The organism is Paenibacillus sp. P13VS, assembly GCF_015143645.1.
Classification (GTDB): Bacteria; Bacillota; Bacilli; order Paenibacillales; family Paenibacillaceae; genus Paenibacillus; species Paenibacillus xylanilyticus_A.
The window spans coordinates 439864-457212 of sequence record NZ_WYEV01000002.1 but is presented as its reverse complement, the minus strand read 5'-3'; the positions used below and the strand labels follow the sequence as shown (position 1 = coordinate 457212).

General features: G+C 47.9%; 17 protein-coding genes. 13 read left to right on the top strand and 4 right to left on the bottom strand.

Features of this window, described 5'->3' with window-relative positions:
* The first annotated feature begins 79 nt into the window (after positions 1–79).
* Complete coding sequence (locus GUA98_RS03105) at positions 80–628, top strand: TlpA family protein disulfide reductase (protein ID WP_193722034.1); 549 nt, start codon at positions 80–82, stop codon at positions 626–628.
* Positions 629–701: 73 nt separating this feature from the next.
* Here the strand turns inward: GUA98_RS03105 and cimA are convergent, their stop codons facing one another.
* Positions 702–2321, bottom strand: a complete 1620-nt coding sequence (gene cimA / locus GUA98_RS03100; RefSeq protein WP_193722033.1) for a citramalate synthase — start codon at positions 2319–2321, stop codon at positions 702–704.
* 518 nt (positions 2322–2839) lie between these two features.
* On the opposite strand from cimA, the gene GUA98_RS03095 reads away from it, so the two are divergent.
* The 3 genes from GUA98_RS03095 (at position 2840) to GUA98_RS03085 (ending at position 6176) form a co-directional block, all read left to right on the top strand.
* On the top strand, positions 2840–4141 hold the full coding sequence (locus GUA98_RS03095) for a DNA polymerase IV (protein ID WP_193722032.1): 1302 nt from the start codon (positions 2840–2842) through the stop codon (positions 4139–4141).
* Positions 4142–4259: 118 nt separating this feature from the next.
* The gene (locus tag GUA98_RS03090; protein WP_062322102.1) at positions 4260–4502 is read left to right on the top strand and encodes a ferredoxin; all 243 of its coding nucleotides are present in this window, start codon (positions 4260–4262) and stop codon (positions 4500–4502) included.
* Between the two features lie 231 nt (positions 4503–4733).
* Complete coding sequence (locus GUA98_RS03085) at positions 4734–6176, top strand: L,D-transpeptidase family protein (protein WP_153977861.1); 1443 nt, start codon at positions 4734–4736, stop codon at positions 6174–6176.
* A gap of 78 nt (positions 6177–6254) precedes the next feature.
* Here the strand turns inward: GUA98_RS03085 and GUA98_RS03080 are convergent, their stop codons facing one another.
* Positions 6255–6392: a hypothetical protein gene (locus GUA98_RS03080; protein ID WP_164764163.1), complete on the bottom strand. Its 138-nt coding sequence runs from the start codon at positions 6390–6392 to the stop codon at positions 6255–6257.
* Between the two features lie 270 nt (positions 6393–6662).
* Between GUA98_RS03080 and GUA98_RS03075 the strand changes: the two genes are divergently transcribed.
* From GUA98_RS03075 to GUA98_RS03065, 3 genes are all read left to right on the top strand, one after another.
* On the top strand, positions 6663–7760 hold the full coding sequence (locus GUA98_RS03075; protein WP_153980640.1) for a quinone-dependent dihydroorotate dehydrogenase: 1098 nt from the start codon (positions 6663–6665) through the stop codon (positions 7758–7760).
* A gap of 140 nt (positions 7761–7900) precedes the next feature.
* Positions 7901–8716: a GTP pyrophosphokinase family protein gene (locus GUA98_RS03070; RefSeq protein WP_095288001.1), complete on the top strand. Its 816-nt coding sequence runs from the start codon at positions 7901–7903 to the stop codon at positions 8714–8716.
* On the top strand, positions 8703–9203 hold the full coding sequence (locus tag GUA98_RS03065; protein WP_153977862.1) for a DUF309 domain-containing protein: 501 nt from the start codon (positions 8703–8705) through the stop codon (positions 9201–9203). The genes GUA98_RS03070 and GUA98_RS03065 overlap by 14 nt, the downstream gene beginning before the upstream one ends.
* A gap of 169 nt (positions 9204–9372) precedes the next feature.
* Here GUA98_RS03065 and GUA98_RS03060 read toward each other — a convergent pair whose 3' ends face one another.
* Complete coding sequence (locus tag GUA98_RS03060) at positions 9373–9918, bottom strand: thioredoxin family protein (protein ID WP_153977863.1); 546 nt, start codon at positions 9916–9918, stop codon at positions 9373–9375.
* A 217-nt stretch (positions 9919–10135) separates the two neighbouring features.
* Here GUA98_RS03060 and GUA98_RS03055 point away from each other — a divergent pair, with 217 nt between their 5' ends.
* The 6 genes from GUA98_RS03055 (at position 10136) to GUA98_RS03035 (ending at position 15731) form a co-directional block, all read left to right on the top strand.
* A complete protein-coding gene (locus GUA98_RS03055) occupies positions 10136–11791 on the top strand; it encodes an RsmB/NOP family class I SAM-dependent RNA methyltransferase (protein ID WP_193722031.1) in 1656 nt (551 codons plus the stop codon).
* A complete protein-coding gene (locus tag GUA98_RS03050; protein WP_193722030.1) occupies positions 11788–12534 on the top strand; it encodes a pseudouridine synthase in 747 nt (248 codons plus the stop codon). The genes GUA98_RS03055 and GUA98_RS03050 overlap by 4 nt, the downstream gene beginning before the upstream one ends.
* Positions 12535–12810: 276 nt before the next feature.
* On the top strand, positions 12811–12939 hold the full coding sequence (locus tag GUA98_RS29920) for a hypothetical protein (RefSeq protein ID WP_265333564.1): 129 nt from the start codon (positions 12811–12813) through the stop codon (positions 12937–12939).
* Between the two features lie 174 nt (positions 12940–13113).
* Positions 13114–13917 (top strand): Cof-type HAD-IIB family hydrolase, encoded by an 804-nt coding sequence (locus GUA98_RS03045; protein WP_193722029.1) that lies wholly within the window; start codon positions 13114–13116, stop codon positions 13915–13917.
* A 101-nt stretch (positions 13918–14018) separates the two neighbouring features.
* A complete protein-coding gene (locus tag GUA98_RS03040; RefSeq protein ID WP_193722028.1) occupies positions 14019–15083 on the top strand; it encodes a hypothetical protein in 1065 nt (354 codons plus the stop codon).
* Between the two features lie 102 nt (positions 15084–15185).
* Complete coding sequence (locus GUA98_RS03035; RefSeq protein ID WP_193722027.1) at positions 15186–15731, top strand: GNAT family N-acetyltransferase; 546 nt, start codon at positions 15186–15188, stop codon at positions 15729–15731.
* A gap of 110 nt (positions 15732–15841) precedes the next feature.
* On the opposite strand, the gene GUA98_RS03030 is transcribed toward GUA98_RS03035, so the two are convergent.
* Positions 15842–17236 (bottom strand): RsmB/NOP family class I SAM-dependent RNA methyltransferase, encoded by a 1395-nt coding sequence (locus tag GUA98_RS03030; RefSeq protein WP_193722026.1) that lies wholly within the window; start codon positions 17234–17236, stop codon positions 15842–15844.
* Positions 17237–17349 lie beyond the last annotated feature (113 nt).

Genomic DNA, 17349 nt, shown 5'->3' with positions numbered 1-17349 from the left:
AAGTGGTTAGGGCCACTTGCGTTGAGTGACAGTAATAAAGTCATACCGAAATGCTGATTCTACAAGAAGGTGGCTGGCCATGAAACGAAACATATACATACTGCTTGGTGTTGTATTGCTCATTGGGGTTGCACTGGCTCAAAATGCGGATAGCGGAATCGCTGCCGTGTTCAAGCAGGAAGAACCGCTTCCAACCGAAACAGGACCGAGAGCGGGATTACTGGCCCCAGGGTTCTCTCTTAAAGGCATGGATGGAAAAACATATACCGCAGGTGGAGCGAAGGAAAAGGCTGTATTTGTCAGCTTCTGGGCTTCCTGGTGTGAACCCTGCAAGGAGGAAGCGCCAGCGCTTAATACCTTGGCTGCTAAATATAAAGATGAAATGGATATGTATGGAGTGAATGTAACCCCTTACGATAAGCTGAAAGATGCTAAAGCTTTTGTGGAGGAATACAAACTGACGTTCCCTATTTTGCTCGATGAGGACGGGGAAGCCTATGCCAAGTATAATGGTGTCGCTTTTCCTACAAATGTGCTGATTGACAAGAATGGGGTGATCCAGGAAGTCATACTTGGCATTTTGCCCGAGAAGGAATTGGAGCGTAAAATCAAGAAAGTCATCAACTAGTGAGTCAAATAAAAAGCGCCTGTCCCATTGATTTTGGAGACAGGCGCTTCGTTTATTTTCCGGGAAATAAGCGTTAATGGTTGCTTAATCCATGCATGGCTGTGTGGACGACATTCGGCTCGTCCTGTAACTTTTCCTGAAGCAGGGCATAACGGAAACTATGAACAAGGGCTTCCCAGCTGGCTTCAATGACGTTTTCGGAAACGCCGACCGTATTCCATGTATTCTCTGTATTTTTGGATTCGATTAATACCCGTACTTTGGCTGCCGTGGCATCCTTCTCATCAAGTACACGAACTTTATAGTCAGAGAGATGCATGTTAGCAAGTGAAGGGAAATACTGGACAAGTGCTTTACGAAGGGCGTTATCGAGAGCATTCACCGGACCATTACCCTCTGCAGCGGTATAAACGCTTGTTCCAGCAACATTGAGCTTAACAAATGCTTCGGAAACAACGGATTTGTCGGCTGCTTTTTCCACGAGCATTTTGAAGGATTCAAATGTGAACAGTTCCTTCATATCTCCGTTTGCTTCGCGAATGAGCAGCTCAAGGGAAGCATCCGCACCTTCAAACTGATAACCTTGATGCTCCAAATCTTTGATTTTTTCAATGATCTGACGTGAATTGGCGCTGCTTGGATCGAACTCCAGTCCGAGTTCCTGTGCCTTGGAGACGATATTGCTCTGTCCAGCCAACTCTGAAACGAGTACACGCTGTTTGTTCCCGACAAGTTCGGGTACGATATGTTCGTAAGTACGGGAATCACGCAGGATAGCAGAGACGTGAATACCGCCCTTATGAGCGAAGGCTGCATTACCGACATAAGGCTGATTGATCGGCATGTTCACATTGGCAATTTCGCTAACATAGCGGGCTACGTTAGTAAGCTGTTTCATCGAATCTTCGGACACGCATTGATATCCAAGCTTGAGCTGTAGGTTCGGAATAATGGAAGCCAGGTTGGCATTGCCGCAACGTTCTCCATAACCGTTCATCGTGCCTTGAACCTGTCTGGCACCAGCTTGTACAGCACTTAGCGTATTGGCCACAGCCAGTTCACAGTCATTATGTGTATGAATTCCGAGATGAGCATGAGGGAGACTTCCAGAAAGTCTGGATACGATCTCGTATACTTCATGCGGCATGGTTCCGCCGTTGGTGTCACACATCACGAGCCAGTCTGCACCGGCTTCATGAGCTTTCGTTAACACAGCTTGAGCGTACTCCGGGTTATGTTTGAATCCGTCAAAGAAGTGCTCGGCATCGAAAATAACTTCCATTCCATTTTGCTTCAAATAAGCAATGGAGTCATAGATCATGGATAGATTCTCTTCCAAAGTGGTTTGCAAGGCAGTATGGACGTGGAAATCCCAAGATTTACCGACCAATGTTGCTGCTTGTGCACCGGATTCGATCATCCGTTTCAAATTGGCGTCTTCACTGGCGATGCTTCCTTTGCGACGTGTACTGCCAAAAGCAACGACCTTGGCATTGAGATTTAATTCTTTCACTCTTTTGAAAAACTCAATGTCCTTGGTGTTGCTGCCGGGAATTCCGCCTTCAATATAATGAGCACCTAGGTCGTCGAGTTTCTTGGCAATTTTAAGCTTGTCATCTGCCGATAAACTGACACCCTCCCCTTGTGTGCCGTCACGTAAAGTCGTATCGAAGATGGAAATGGCCTTTGACATGAAGATCCTCCTTTGAGATAAAGCGCTTTTTAAAAAGTTAAGTGTTGTGTTGGAAAAGTATTCAAATAATTTAGGATGTGAATCCTTCGGTTCTTCAACGCTACACTGTGTTAAACTCGATGCGTTGATTTGTCCTAAAGTCGCGAATTTGTATAATTAATTATTATAGCACCATTATGGCCAAATGCTACACAGAAATCGCAGTTTCGTGTAACAAATTTTTTGTTTCTCCATGATCACATAAGTGAATGATATCGAAAGGTATGTTATATTGAATTTTGACTGGTAAATGGGATTTATGGAAAATAGGAGGGTTATAAATGAATTTTGTATGGGAAAATACAATTATTTTCTTGATTGCTTTAGTCCTTTTTGCAAGTGTAGGGTGGCTAATTATTCGATCGATCATCCGATCCATTCGGAAATAAAACGTAACTGATTTTACATAACGAACTTGATATAATAGGGTGAATAGATATTTAAGCTTCATTAACTAGAGTACGAAAGGGCGGAGGTACATGTCTGGGGATGGAACCCGTCACACGAATGTGGATCGATACTACCCTGCCGCCGGAAGGGTCATTTTGCATGTCGACATGAACGCATTTTATTGCTCGGTGCATGAAGCCGAAGAGCCGGAACTATACAGAGGTAAAGCAACAGCTGTTGCAGGCAGTAGTGAAGTGAGAAAAGGCGTTATCGTAACGTGTTCATATACGGCTCGAAGAAAAGGCATTTCAACAGGCATGGTCGTACATCAGGCGATGAAAAAATGTCCGGAATTAATCGTAATTCGTCCTGATTTTCACCTATATCGACAATATTCAAGAGCATTTATGAAAATAGCCTACAGTTATACACCGCTGCTGGAGGCAACCTCAATAGATGAATGTTATCTGGATATCTCAGGCTCTAAACAGTTCGGCACACCCATGGAAATTGCGGAGAGCATCCAGCAACGAATACGGGAAGAGCTGGGGCTTCCATGTTCCATCGGCATTGCACCCAACAAGCTGCTGGCAAAGATGGCTTCCGATCTGAAGAAACCTAACGGTATTTCCATCTTGCGAATGAGGGATGTACCTCAGATTCTCTGGCATAGACCCTGCAATGAGTTGTTCGGTATTGGCAAAAAGACGGCTGAAAAACTGAAAAAGCTGGGCATCGAAACCATAGGACAGCTTGCAAAATCAGATGAACGGATGCTGACGGATGTATTCGGAATTAACGGTACCTGGTTGAAGAATTCAGCCAATGGCATCAATCATTCGATTGTTCAGCCAGAGCGGGAAGCGAACAAATCCATTGGGCATACAACAACATTACCAGCGGACATTACCGAAATGGACGACGTACACCGGGTACTGCTCAACATTAGTGATCAAGTGGCCAGGCGTTTGCGCAAGCACGAGATGCTGAGTCAGGGGATTCAGATTACAATCCGAACACCAGATATGAAAACGATCACCCGTTCACGGATGATGGAAGTTCCTACGGAGGATGCAACGATAATCTACCGAGAAGCCTGTGCTTTATTTGCCAAGCACTGGAATGGTGGGAAGCCTGTACGCATGCTGGGAGTTACCCTTCAGAATTTGATTCCACGTGAGGAATCAGTTGTACAGCTGGATCTGTTTGAATACGAACAGAAGCCGAAAAAGGAGAATCTGATTCGCATTATGGACCAGCTGCGTGACAAATTTGGAGAGAATGCTGTTGTAACAGCGGGCATGCTTGGGGATGATCCATCCGTTTTGCTCCGTAATCACAAGGTGAGGGGCACGTCTCTGCAAAAAGATAACTTGCAAAGTCTTGATTAAATAGGGCATAATATACTCTTGATGTTGTCAAAATAATTTGAAATTACTTTTACTTTGGTTTAATATGTTTTTTAGATAAAAACACTGTACGTTTCGAATTTTAGGAGGAGAGATTGTAATGAGTAAGTACACTTGGGTTGAAAAAGACACATGTATTGCATGTGGTGCTTGCGGAGCAACGGCGCCTGACATCTATGACTATGATGATGAAGGTTTGGCAGAAGTAATTTTTGATGGCGACGCTAACCAAGGAATCAAGGCTATCCCGGACGACCTGTTCGATGATATGCAAGATGCTTGTGATGGCTGCCCAACAGATTCCATCAAAGTAGCGGATGAACCTTTTAACAAAGAAGGCTAATTATACACCATATAACCAGGAAGAAGCACATTCCTCTGTCTTAGGCAGTGGGACGTGCTTTTTTTAGTGTCTAGAGATTCATGTTGACAAGGGTTTTATAGTTTACCAGGTTGTGATATTTTGTCGAATGCTTTGCGTTTCATCCGGGTACTCAAGTCCTATGGATTTCATTCCGTCCTCTGCCGATATAAAAGATAGTAATGGAAAAAGAGAAATCAAGCGGAGGATCGGATGCAGAATACTCACCTAAGAACATATGTTAAGAAACATCCTGATAATAAAATGGCCTGGTATTTGCTCGGTAAGGAGTATGTACGTGAAGGTCAGGAAGGCAAGGCCAACTATTGTTTTCAGCAAGCGGGCGAAGTTTACGAAGCATTTGAACGGAGTAAGGCTCCTGCAGACATATGGGTGGATTATCAAAACAAGCTGGTGGAGATGGGAGAACAGAAGGAGAAGAAACAGCGCATTCGCAAAATGTGGCTGACCCTGTTGATGCTTCTTGTGTTAGCTCTGGTACCGCCTGCAGATGCTCCAGGATTCAATCGTGATGCAGCTGAAGCGTTGGCCTCGGCTTTGGAAACCGGGGATGATGACTGGGCGGATGGCCCAATCTCTGATGATCGTGAAGCTGTTTCAGCTCCTACCACCAATTCGAATGTTTTTACAGCTGCGAGATTCGGAGGGAACCATCAGGGAGAAACTGCGCTCGCTGCTGCATGGTCTGGTGCGGGATCCAAGGTGGAAACATCGGCTGTTCTGGGCATGCAGACTTCTGACGATTGGGCGTTATGGAAACGGAACATGCCGGTAAAATATATTGTGCAAACCAATAGCAGTGGCAGATTAACAGCCCAAAGTTATGATGCCGACCAGTGCAACTGCGAACCGCCGGAAGTTTCAAAAGACATCAAGCCGCTTGCACAAGCGTGGACAGCCAAACAAGAAGCAGCCGCATCGTTGTCCAGTGCAATCCATACATACTACAAGCAAAACAAAACCTGGCCCAAAAACGTAAGTCAGCTTGCGCAGCCTTTTCCAAACAATATATTGGGTGAGACGGCACCGGGGATGAAAGACATGTTTCCGGCAATACTTGCGATGCAGCAGCAAGGAAAGAAAGAGGCAGGTCAGGAACAAGCAGGTCAGGAACAAGCCGGGCAATCACCTGCTCCGCAAGCGGGTGGTCCATTTGCAGACACGCTTGGAGGGGAACTCTTTTTACAGGATCCATTGGAGATCGTAGTCGATAAAAGCAACCACAGACTTGCATTGATTAGCGGTAATACCATTATTCGCAATTATGAGGTCGGGTTAGGGGGAGGGCGAACACCAGAAGGCAGTTTTGTCATTACGGACAAAGTCGTGAATCCAAATGGTCGCTCTGATGGAGAATTTGGGACAAGAGGCATGCAGCTGTCGGATACGAATTATGCCATCCATGGGACCAACGAGCCTGACAGTATTGGGCTGGATGAGTCCCTTGGATGTGTGAGAATGAGTACTGGGGATGTGGAGGAACTGTTTGCACTCGCACCTCAGGGCACCCCTGTACGCATTGGAACGAATCTGCTGCCAGAGACCATCCTTGTACCGGAAGCGAAGGATCGCTATCAGCATACGCTTGTTCCCAAACAAAACAATCCAAACAAGACATATCATTGGCTGAACTAATCGATTCCTGCAATCTGTTACGATGGCGTGTACCCCAGCTGAAACATTATGTACTGGACTGGCAGTCGGTTTGACCGTTTACATATTGGCGATAATGATGAGTGCGCCGATAATAATGATCAATCCGATGACGCTGGCCGCTGTCCAAGCAATGGCTTTCCGATTGACTTCTTCTTTCTTTTGCTGCAAAGCAGGCGGTTTACGTTTGGGAGCCATGGGTTGTCCCTCCTTCGTTCATTGGTACTGGTATATCGTTGCCATGCTCCCATTGTAAAGAATTCACCTCGTCATTTCCAGTATGCGGGATTATTTCTTCCATAAGGTTTAAAGTGGCTTGCAGACTTGGCTAAAATGAGGATGTCTATGCGCAAACTACTTTCCTTTTGATGAAGAAACGGATAGACTTGTGTGTAGAGTGTTTTTTTACATATGAAAAAGACGGGAAAGCATATTTACGGCGTACCGGACGAGAACGGAGTGAGTGATTTGTTATATAGAAGTCTTGCTAAACCCTTGTTGTTCAAAATGGACCCTGAACAGGCCCATCATCTAATTATTGGCGGCCTTAGCGGCATGGGCAGTATTCGTCCGGTGCCTTCCGGCTTGCGGGTGATGTATGGCGTGCGTGAAACGGAAGATCTGGCTGTCGACATGTTCGGCTGTCATTTCCCTACCCCAGTGGGCCTTGCAGCAGGCCTGGACAAAAACGGACAGGCCGTAACGGGTTTCTCATCCATTGGATTCGGGTTCATGGAAGTCGGCACCGTAACACCGCTGGCGCAGCCAGGCAATGATCAGCCGCGTCTGTTCCGTCTGCCTCCAGATGAAGCTTTGGTGAACCGGATGGGGTTCAACAACCTTGGAGCGGAAGCCATGGCAGGTGAATTGGCACGTCTGAAGGAACGTCGTATTCCCGTTGCAGTCAACATCGGCAAAAACAAGGCTACACCTAATGAAGAAGCACACCTGGATTATGAAAAATGTATTCGGGCGCTGTACGATTATGCAGATTTGTTCGTCGTGAATATCAGTTCACCAAATACACCGGATCTGCGTAACCTGCAACATGGGAATGAATTGAAGGAACTGCTTGCAGCAGTGATGAGTGAAATGGAAGCACAACGCACAAAAGCAGGCGGATCGGTCAAATCGGTTCTGGTCAAAATCGCACCGGATGTCAACGACCAGGAGCTTGAATATATGGTCAGCACGATTGCGGATAGCGGCGTTGCCGGCATCATTGCCACCAACACGACGGTTAATCGGGATGGTCTGTCCCATCAGCATGCCAAGGAAACCGGTGGACTTAGCGGTAAACCGCTTCGGGATCGTTCCACGGAGGTTATTCGGCGCATCTATCGTCAAACCGAAGGGAAGCTTCCGATTATCGGTTCCGGAGGTATTTTTACAAGCGAAGATGCATACGAAAAAATTAAAGCCGGTGCAAGTCTGGTGGAAATATACACAGCTCTGATTTATGAAGGACCTGAAGTGAATCGGCGTATCCATGCCGGATTGCGTGAGTTATTGCGCAAAGACGGCTATCGTCATATCTCTGAAGCTGTCGGTGCAGAGCACAGATAAGAACATAAAGGATAAGAAATTCCCCGGAGCGAAAATATAGAAGCTTGGAAGAGGGGATTGCGTACGGGACTCTTCCCCCCGCTGAACATCATGTATAATAAACTAGAACAGGGGACGCTATAGAGACAGGAGGCATAAGCATGGACGGTAGAGACTGGGGTACATTTTTACTTCCTTATGAACAAGCGGTAGAGGAATTGAAAGTCAAATTCAAGACAATGCGAGCGGAACTGAAGAAACGGGAAGAATACGCCCCGATTGAATTCGTTACCGGTCGTGTCAAAAAAATATCCAGCATTCTGGAGAAATCCAGACGTCTGAATGTGCCACTAGATCAGGTAGAGACGGGAATTGAGGATATTGCGGGAATTCGTATTATGTGTCAATTCGTGGATGATATTCGAAGAGTGGCGGAGTACATCCGCGCACGTAAGGATTTAACGGTATTGATTGAGAAAGATTATATTACGAACTTCAAAGAGAGCGGTTATCGAAGCTTCCATATGATTATTGAATATCCTGTTCAGACGGCTCTGGGACAGAAGAAAGTGCTGGCCGAGATTCAGATCCGGACGCTGGCCATGAACTTCTGGGCTACGATTGAGCACTCGCTGAGCTATAAATATCGTGAAAGTCTGCCGGATGATATGCGGGCAAGGCTGAAGAAAACGGCAGAAGCCGCTTTTGTATTGGATAATGAAATGTCAGCTATCCGGCTGCAGATCCTCGAAGCACAGAAGGAGTTTGAAGATGATTCAAACATCGTCTCCAAGACACTGTCCATCATACATCAGTTGTATTTCTACCATCTCGTCAATGAGGCCATTGAGGCTCAGAAGCGCTTTAACGACTGTTGGGAGCGTCATGACATGGAAGCACTTAAAGATTTGTTGGATGATGTGAAGGCTCTTCTGAATTCGGCTAGGAAGGGTGAAAATCCCGATGAGCAGCTATGAGCCGCTGTATATTGATTATTTGATCTATTTTAACCGTGATCAGGACTACTTCGAATGCCATGAGGTATTGGAAGAGTTATGGCTGGAACAGGATCGGGACCCTTTCTATAAAGGCATGCTGCAGATTGCAGTTGGCTTATATCATTTCAGAAACAAAAACCTTCGTGGAGGCCGGATGATGTTGCAGAGTTCGGTCGAACTGCTGGAGCATTATCCTGCTCGTACAAAAGGGATTGAACTCGGAGAATTGGTCGAGGAAGTGAAGGAACTGGCCAGCGGACTAGCAGGTCCTGAATCGCAGCATTTTCCATACAGGGATCTGACCATACGGATCTGGGATGAGACACTGACTAGTGCATTTCAAGAACGATCTAGGGAACTGAAACCCAACATTCCACAGCGTCGCAGCCCGACACGGGGACGCATCTATGAAGAGAAAATGAAAGCCATGCAGCAGGCGAACAATTTCGGCGAAAATCAGAATTAGTATAGATGGCATGATGCATATTGTATATAACATAAATCACCCCGGCTAAACCTTGGATAAGGATTGGCCGGGGTGATTTTTTGGTCTGCGTTTATTGGCTATGAAGCTCTGAGTAAAAAGGGAAGAGCAGCTTGAATTGAGATGTTAATTTATAGTCAATGATTATATCTTAGCTTGCCGAAGCAGCAGAGCTGCCTTTGTACTTGTCAAAAAATTGTCTGTAGTCATCCAGCGTATAACCGTTCTCACTACCGTTCTCCTGAAGTCCGCCAACCATGCGATCCTTCTCTACGCCATCTTGATAATAAACCAGCGTAGGTGTAAATTCGATATTATAATCTGTCCAGCCTGAATCGAACTCACGCAGATTGAATTGTGGCAGCTCAATACCTACTTCGTCTACAAGCGGCATCAACTGTGGTGTCGTGGCCCGGCAATGGGAGCAGTCGGAGGCAAAGAAATAAACGAAAAAGCTTTCCTTATTGTCAATTTTGGATTTAAGATCATCCGGCAGAATAATCTGTTGATAGTTAGGGTCATCGAGCAATTCGCGTGTAGCTGGATTAAGCTTGGAAGCTGCAATACCATAAGCATTCTCCACAGCGTCCATTTGTTTCTTGGATTGTTGGTTTACGACGACAAGCGCTGCGATTAGGACCACGAATATACCCAGGAAAATCAGGATTGAGGCACTTTTCTTTTTCTTCGATTTCATTGGACATCCCCCATCGATCATATCAAAATATAGTTTTGGCAAAAATAAAGGTTGGGATAATATACATAAACACCCGTTTTTTGCACGAGAATCAACCTACTTGTCATTATACAACATTACACGCTGTAGTGGAATATGCAGTGAATCAATAGGAAAGCTGCACCGGGATATGATAACATAGAACAATATGCATTTTAACAGGACAGGATGAGTGAATATGGCTGTACAGCTACCTTCAATCTTCGAAGAGCGCATGAAAAACCTGCTCGGAGATGAGTTTGAACAATTTATGAAATCATATGAACAGTCTCCGCATGCGGGACTTCGAGTGAATACGTTAAAAATATCCATGGAGCAATTTGATGAATTGGCTCCGTTTGATATGCGGCCCATTCCATGGTGCGGGACGGGCTTTTATGTGCCGCATGGCGTGAAACCAGGCCTACATCCGTACTATCATGCAGGTCTATATTATATTCAGGAACCAAGCGCGATGGCTCCGGTGGAGCTGCTAAGTGTTCAGCCAGGGGATCATGTACTGGATTTGTGTGCAGCACCCGGCGGCAAGTCTACCCAGATCGCAGTAAAGCTGCAGGGTAAGGGTGTGCTGGTGACCAATGATATTCATTCCGAACGGACCAAAGCACTTGCCAAAAACGTGGAGTTGTACGGTGTGCGAAATGCTGTTGTCCTGAATGAGTCGCCGGAACGGATTGCCGGTGCTTTTCCGCATTATTTTAATAAGGTACTCATTGATGCTCCTTGTTCAGGAGAGGGAATGTTCCGAAAAGATGAAGACATGGTTAAGTCATGGGAGCATCACTCGGTAGAGAAGTGTGTGCTAATGCAGCGGGATATTCTGGAGACAGCTGCGAAGCTGCTCGCTCCGGGAGGAACGATCGTATATTCCACGTGTACGTTTGCGCCGGAGGAGAATGAAGCCATGATCGCCGAATTTCTGAACCTCAATCCAGACTTCACTGTTCATGATATTCCGGAAACAGCTGGATTCGCTCCGGGAAGACCGGATTGGGTACGCCAGATGATGCCTGAAACGGCAGAAAAAACAGGTGCTGTACTGGATCAGACACGTGGTACAGCGAGATTATGGCCTCACTTGTTGGAAGGCGAAGGACATTATGTAGCTGTTTTGCAGCATCGTCCTGAGACTACTGCGGAGCGGATCAGCAGCGTTGAGGATGAGAAGGAGACGGTATCCAAGATCGCCGAGGATCAAGGAATTGCTGTAACTCAGCCGCTCAGCAAAGCGGACCGAAAACGTGAACGTTTGATGAGAACCGAATCGAGAGAACGGACTGAAAGACCAGCTCGAGGCGGAAAAAATGAGGGAAGAGCCGGAAGAAACAACGAGCGTGATGGGCGTAAGTCCAATCGTGGAAAAGGTCGAGGAACGGATCCAGTAAACATTGACCCAGGGACCGTGTATCAACAATTCATAGAAGAGCATCTGGAACTTGAGCTCCTTGGGGAAACGGTATTTTACGGCGACCGTGTATATCAATCGTCTGTTGGCGCATCGCGTCTTGAAGGGCTCAAAGTGATTCGGCCCGGATGGTTTATGGGTACCGTGAAAAACGGAAGGTTTGTCCCGTCTCATCCACTGGCCTGTGCGTTGAACAGCTCTGAGGCGAAAAGGGTTATAAACCTGGCTTCTGCAAGTGGAGAAGCGGTAAGGTATCTGAAGGGCGAAACGCTGAATATCGAAGAAGCGCGCGTCGAGTGCAAGCCTGGAGCAGCAGCCAAAGGTTACGCGCTGGTATGCGTGGATGGATATGCTCTTGGATGGGGGAAATGGCTGGATGGCGTACTGAAAAATGAGTACCCTGCTGGCTGGAGGTGGACATCGGTATGAGTGACAAAGGAAAGAAAACACAGCGTCTCGACAAAATACTAAGTCACATGGGTGTAGGCACCCGGAGTGAACTCAAGAAAATGGTAAAGCAGGGAAGAATTTTTGTCGATGGTAAAGCCGTGAAGGATAGTGGTATGCAGGTGAATCCGGAGACCAATGTCATTGAAGCCGATGGAGAGCGTGTCGTTTACCGTGAAACGATTTATTTAATGCTGCATAAACCTCCGGGTGTTGTGTCGGCAACGGAAGACGCCAGGGATAAAACGGTTCTGGATCTCCTACGCAAAGAGGACAGGGTATTCGATCCGTTCCCGGTAGGGCGGCTGGATAAAGATACAGAGGGATTGCTCATTCTGACGAATGACGGTCCGCTTGCGCATGATCTGTTATCTCCACGCAAGCATGTACCCAAAACATACGAAGCCCGTGTATTGGGGAACGTGGATGACGAGGATGTTCAACGTTTCAAGTCTGGCATACAGCTGGATGACGGTTATGAAGCCATGCCAGCCGAATTGACCGTGCTTCATCATGAGGAGACGGAGGAGGGAGTGATCTCTTCGATCTCTCTCATTATCCACGAAGGCAAATTCCATCAGGTAAAACGGATGTTCCAGGCCGTAGGCAAAAAAGTGGTTTATCTGAAAAGAGTAGCCATGGGCGACCTTCAGCTGGATACGGAGCTTCCGATCGGCAGATACCGCGAACTAACCGCAGACGAGTTGGCCTGTCTGCGTAAGTAAAGCTCCCGCCCTTCGCGTAGCGGAGCGGAGCAGGGAGCCCTGGCAGAGAGCGAAGCCCTGCCCTCCAAGCGGCAGGCGCAAGCTCCCGTCCTTCGCGAAGCGGAGCAGGGAGCCGGGCAGGGGGCGAAGCCCTGCCCTCAAGCGGCGCAGGCGCAAGCTCCCGCCCTTCGCGAAGCGGAGCAGGGAGCCCGGGCAGGAGGCGAAGCCCTGCCCACCAAGCCGCAGGCGCAAGCTCCCGCCCTTCGCGAAGCGGAGCAGGGAGCCGGGCAGGAGGCGATGCCCTGCCCCCAAGCCCCACAGGCGCAAGAAGCTCCCGTCCTTCGCGAAGCGGAGCAGGGAGCTCGGGCAGGAGGCGAAGCGCTGCCCGAAATGGTCGCCCTTAAGCTTGGCCTGGATTCCGCGTAAGCAAGCGGAGATCCAGGCAGACAAGCGCTCCCACGCCCACCGTCACATAGCAAGACCCGCCACCCCGCCGATCAACAGACGGGAGTCCAGAGGGCAGAGCCCTCTGGGGCCCTCCCTCGGAAGGGAGGGTTTGGGAGGGTGCGATTACCTTAACAGTTGAGGAGTGAAGACCCGATGACAATCAAATTAATTGCGCTTGACGTAGATGGTACGTTGCTTAACGATCATCATGAGCTTACCGAATGGACCCAAGAGATTCTGATCCAGGCTTCCCGGCAGGGAGCCGAGATCGTTCTGTGTTCGGGCAGAGGTCCGGCCAACACCATTCCTTTTATGAAGCGAATGGGGCTTGACGGTTATGTGATTACACATAACGGGGCCGTGACGGCCGAAGTGGAGAGCCGTGAAATTGTGCACAGATTTGCTATGGACGGTCAGGGACTGGAGCCCTTTGTCACGTATTGCCGTACAAATGGTGTGCATTTTGACATCAACACGGCATTTGGATTATATGTGGATCAGCCGGAAGGATTGGAGTTACAGGTTCGGGAGATGTACAACAACTTCATGATGGAGCCCTTGAAGCTGCCGCAGTGGGCAGACCTGTCAGAACCGCTTGCCAAATTCACCGCGTTTGGCCCCTTAGAGCAGATGGACAAGGTCCAGCAGGAATGGGGAACTTGGAATTTGCCGTACTACATGACTCGCAGCGGAGACTTTTTCATTGATCTGATGCACCCGGAAGCCTCCAAGGGAGCAGCGCTGAAGAGACTGGCCGAATCCAAAGGTATTGTACCTTCTGAAATTTTGGCAATCGGCAACTATTACAATGATATTACGATGCTGACTTATGCAGGCAAAGGAATCGCAATGGACAACTCGCCGGAAGAGGTGAAGGCTGCTGCGGATGAAGTGACACTCTCCAATAACGAGCAGGGTGTTGCGCATGCTGTCCAAAAACACGTCCTAGCGGTCTAATGACAACCACATTTTTCATTTTCAAAGGCTCCTGCTTCATAATCTACTGGCCTCATGGGTAACCTATGAGAATACCATTAGAAATGGAGGAGGACAGGCACATGAAACAGAAAGTGGAGCTGATTCCGGATCTGCGTACATCAGGTGGTGAAGTGCTCGATATAATGGTGAATGATCAATACGCGGGTTCACTTCTGCTGGTATATAGAGAAGGAGACCGTTTGTCTGGCAGTCTTCAGATGGAACGGGAATTGGTTTCAGCGGATGAGGAAAAGCACATCATTGATCAGGTTCATGCCTATATCCGGTCCCTTACGGATGCAGTGGAGGCGATCTATTATGAAGTGCTGGTCAGCTGTGGCACATTGCATTCGGTTCTGCAAAACCTGGAGTTTGATCCTGAGCGTGAGTCGGATGATATGCATTACGAGTCTGATGAATACTTGGATGACATGGATGTGGATGATTCACGCGTAATTCCGGATGCAGCTGATGAAGCTTTTACATATGAAGATCGGGAACATGTGCTGGAGATGGAGCTTGTAACTGCCGGACGAAGCATATCGACCTATGTTTTTAACGATGCTGATGGAACTGAGCTGGCAGAAGCTTCATTGAAACAATATGGGGCCGACATTCAAGGCGAGATACACTGGTATGACGTGCCTCTCGAGAGCCAGCTTGATGCAGCAGCAGAGCTGCTCGTAAGAGAACTCGACGAAGAAGTGATCGACACGATTACTCTTCGCATGTGGCATCAGGGGAATGAGCTGGAGTCCATGGAGTGGGTACACCGCGACTTTGTGGATGACTCAGAGGAAGAGGAGTTTACCGAATATGAGGACTGGGATGATTCTGAAGACGAGATAGACGAAGCAGAGGATTCCTGTTATGTCATGTTGATGCGCAAGGACCGTGAATTCAGGGTCTATGAGCTATTTCTGCAAGAACGCGGCGGATTACCTGTGGGGACAGCGACCATTGATACATCTCATGCCGACCTGACGGGTTATATGGATTATCAGGTACCCGGAACCAGTGCACAGCGGCGGGATCTGGTTGAGGTGCTGCTTCAGGAATTGGACAAGGACCTTGAATTCGACACATTGCACCTTACCATGCTGTACCGGAACCAGATTATAGATGAAGCGAAGATCGACGGGTAAGAGGCTTAGGCCTTTTACCTTTTTTGCATTTGTTTTGACGAAAAATTCATTTCCGGGTATAGTTCCAATAGTTCTAACGAGATCTGGAATTGGAGGAGAACCATGAAGCACTCATTTAAAATCATTACCGAATATATTAACGATGATTTCAGAGCGATGCAGGCTCAGCCGGAAGACACGGAAGATGTACTATCCTTGCTTAGGGAGACAGCTGAATGGTTACGCAGCCAGGGATCTTCCCAGTGGAGTGCGCTTTTGAAAGGTGAAGATTCCCACGATACAGCAGGGGCTATTCGCCGGGGTGATGTGTTTGTGTTCAAGAAAGAAGGCGATGTGGCAGGGATGGTTATTCTGTTGCAGCAGCCAAGTGCTTGGGATTTCGAGCTATGGGGACCGAAAGCACATCAAGCGGATGGCGCCGTTTATTTGCATCGTTTGGCCATTCGGAGAAAGTACGCCCGCACCGGACTGGGTCGGGACATTTTGGGTTGGTCCAGCAGTGGAATCCAATTTGACAACAAACACGTCATGCGATTGGATTGTGTGGGTGACAACGAGAGGCTGAATGAATTTTATCCACGCAACGGATATACCTTTGTGGGGAAAATCAATGGATATAGTACATTTGAGAAGCCACTTCAATCCTAAATGAAATTAAAAAAACAGGACATTTCATCAACCTGTTAACTCCATAGATAAATAGAAAATAAAGCCGGGAGCACTAATGCTCACCGGCTTTGAGTCGTGATAGGGCTAGACTACTGCATACGTCTAAGGCCTTTAGGTAAACGGTTTTTTAGCTGTCCTGCACTGGCTTTTCCCCATCCAAGCGGGAGCCCGTTGAAAGTCACAAGCGTCCATCCGGTAAGTCCGCTTTCGGCAGGGAGGCTCTCACCGCGAAGATATGCCGCCACTTGGCTGGTCTCTGCATCTAGTGCTGCATGCTGTATGTTAACAGCCTCCTGTTGTCCCAGAGCCAGCGCGAGTGCATGCGCAGGCTCGAAGCGCCCTTTTTTCCAGTCCCCGACATGAAGTCCTGGACGGGGCAGCTTCAATCCGTTTAACCGATCATCAGTCAGCAGCTGGGCAGCACGCTCTGGCAATACATATAAAGCTTCACCAAAAAGCAGAGGTCTGCCGGTTCCGTTAGCTACCGTGTCTGTAAGGTCCGAACTCCAGGCCAGATATGCATTCCAGGCAGATTCCACTTCCTTGGATGCCCCCGTTTGACGTGGATTTCTGCCTCTTTTATCTTTGCGTTTGCGAGGTTGTTCTTCCTGCTCTTGGGATGCATGAGCTTGGGATTCTGCTTTGGTCACTACAGCTACAAAGTGTCCCTCACCCTGGGCCAGGTGAGGCCAGATTCGTTCAGTCCGTACAAGAGTCAGATCTGGATAAGCAGTAACGAAACGTTCCATCATGCCTTCATTCTCTTCGCGATTGAAGGTGCAAGTGGAATAAGCCAAAGTCCCGCCTGGTTTAAGCATGATATAGGCATCCTGCAAAATGTCCCATTGTCTGTTCACACACAGTGTGACCAGATTATCGCTCCACTCCGTGACCGCATCCGGATCTTTGCGGAACATACCTTCGCCAGAGCAAGGGGCATCCAGCATAATCCGGTCAAAGGCTGCAGGAAAGCGGGCCGACAATTCTCCCGGAGCTGCACTTGTAACAACGACGGAGGAGAGTCCCATTCGTTCCACGTTCTCTGCCAATATTTTGGCTCTGGCCGGATGAATTTCATTGGAAACGAGCAGTCCTTGGTCTTCCATGAGTGAGGCAATGTGGGTTGTTTTGCCGCCTGGTGCAGCCGCGAGATCCAGAATGATCTCACCCGGTTGTGGGTCCAGCATTTCCACCGCCGACATCGCAGAGGGCTCCTGAATATAGTACAGTCCTGCCGCATGATACACATGTTTGCCAGGACGCTCATTCGATTGGTAGTAGTATCCCGTCTCACACCAGGGAACCTTGGTCAGGTTAAACTGCTCTATCACCTGTTTTTTGAGCTCTGGTGTAGCCTTAAGGGAGTTAAAACGCAACCCCTGTACACGAGGCTGATCATAGCTGTCAATAAATGCTTCTGCTTCTGAGCCGAGCATTTCCCGAATATGATGTATATACGACTCAGGGAGTGAAGGCTTGCTCATATCTTGTTGCTCTCCTTTTCATTAGCTTGTCCGCATGACCCTTCCCGGATAACCCTCAGGGTCTACAAGCTGCAACGTTGTTGTTAAAATGCTGAGGAATAAACAGTTATTTC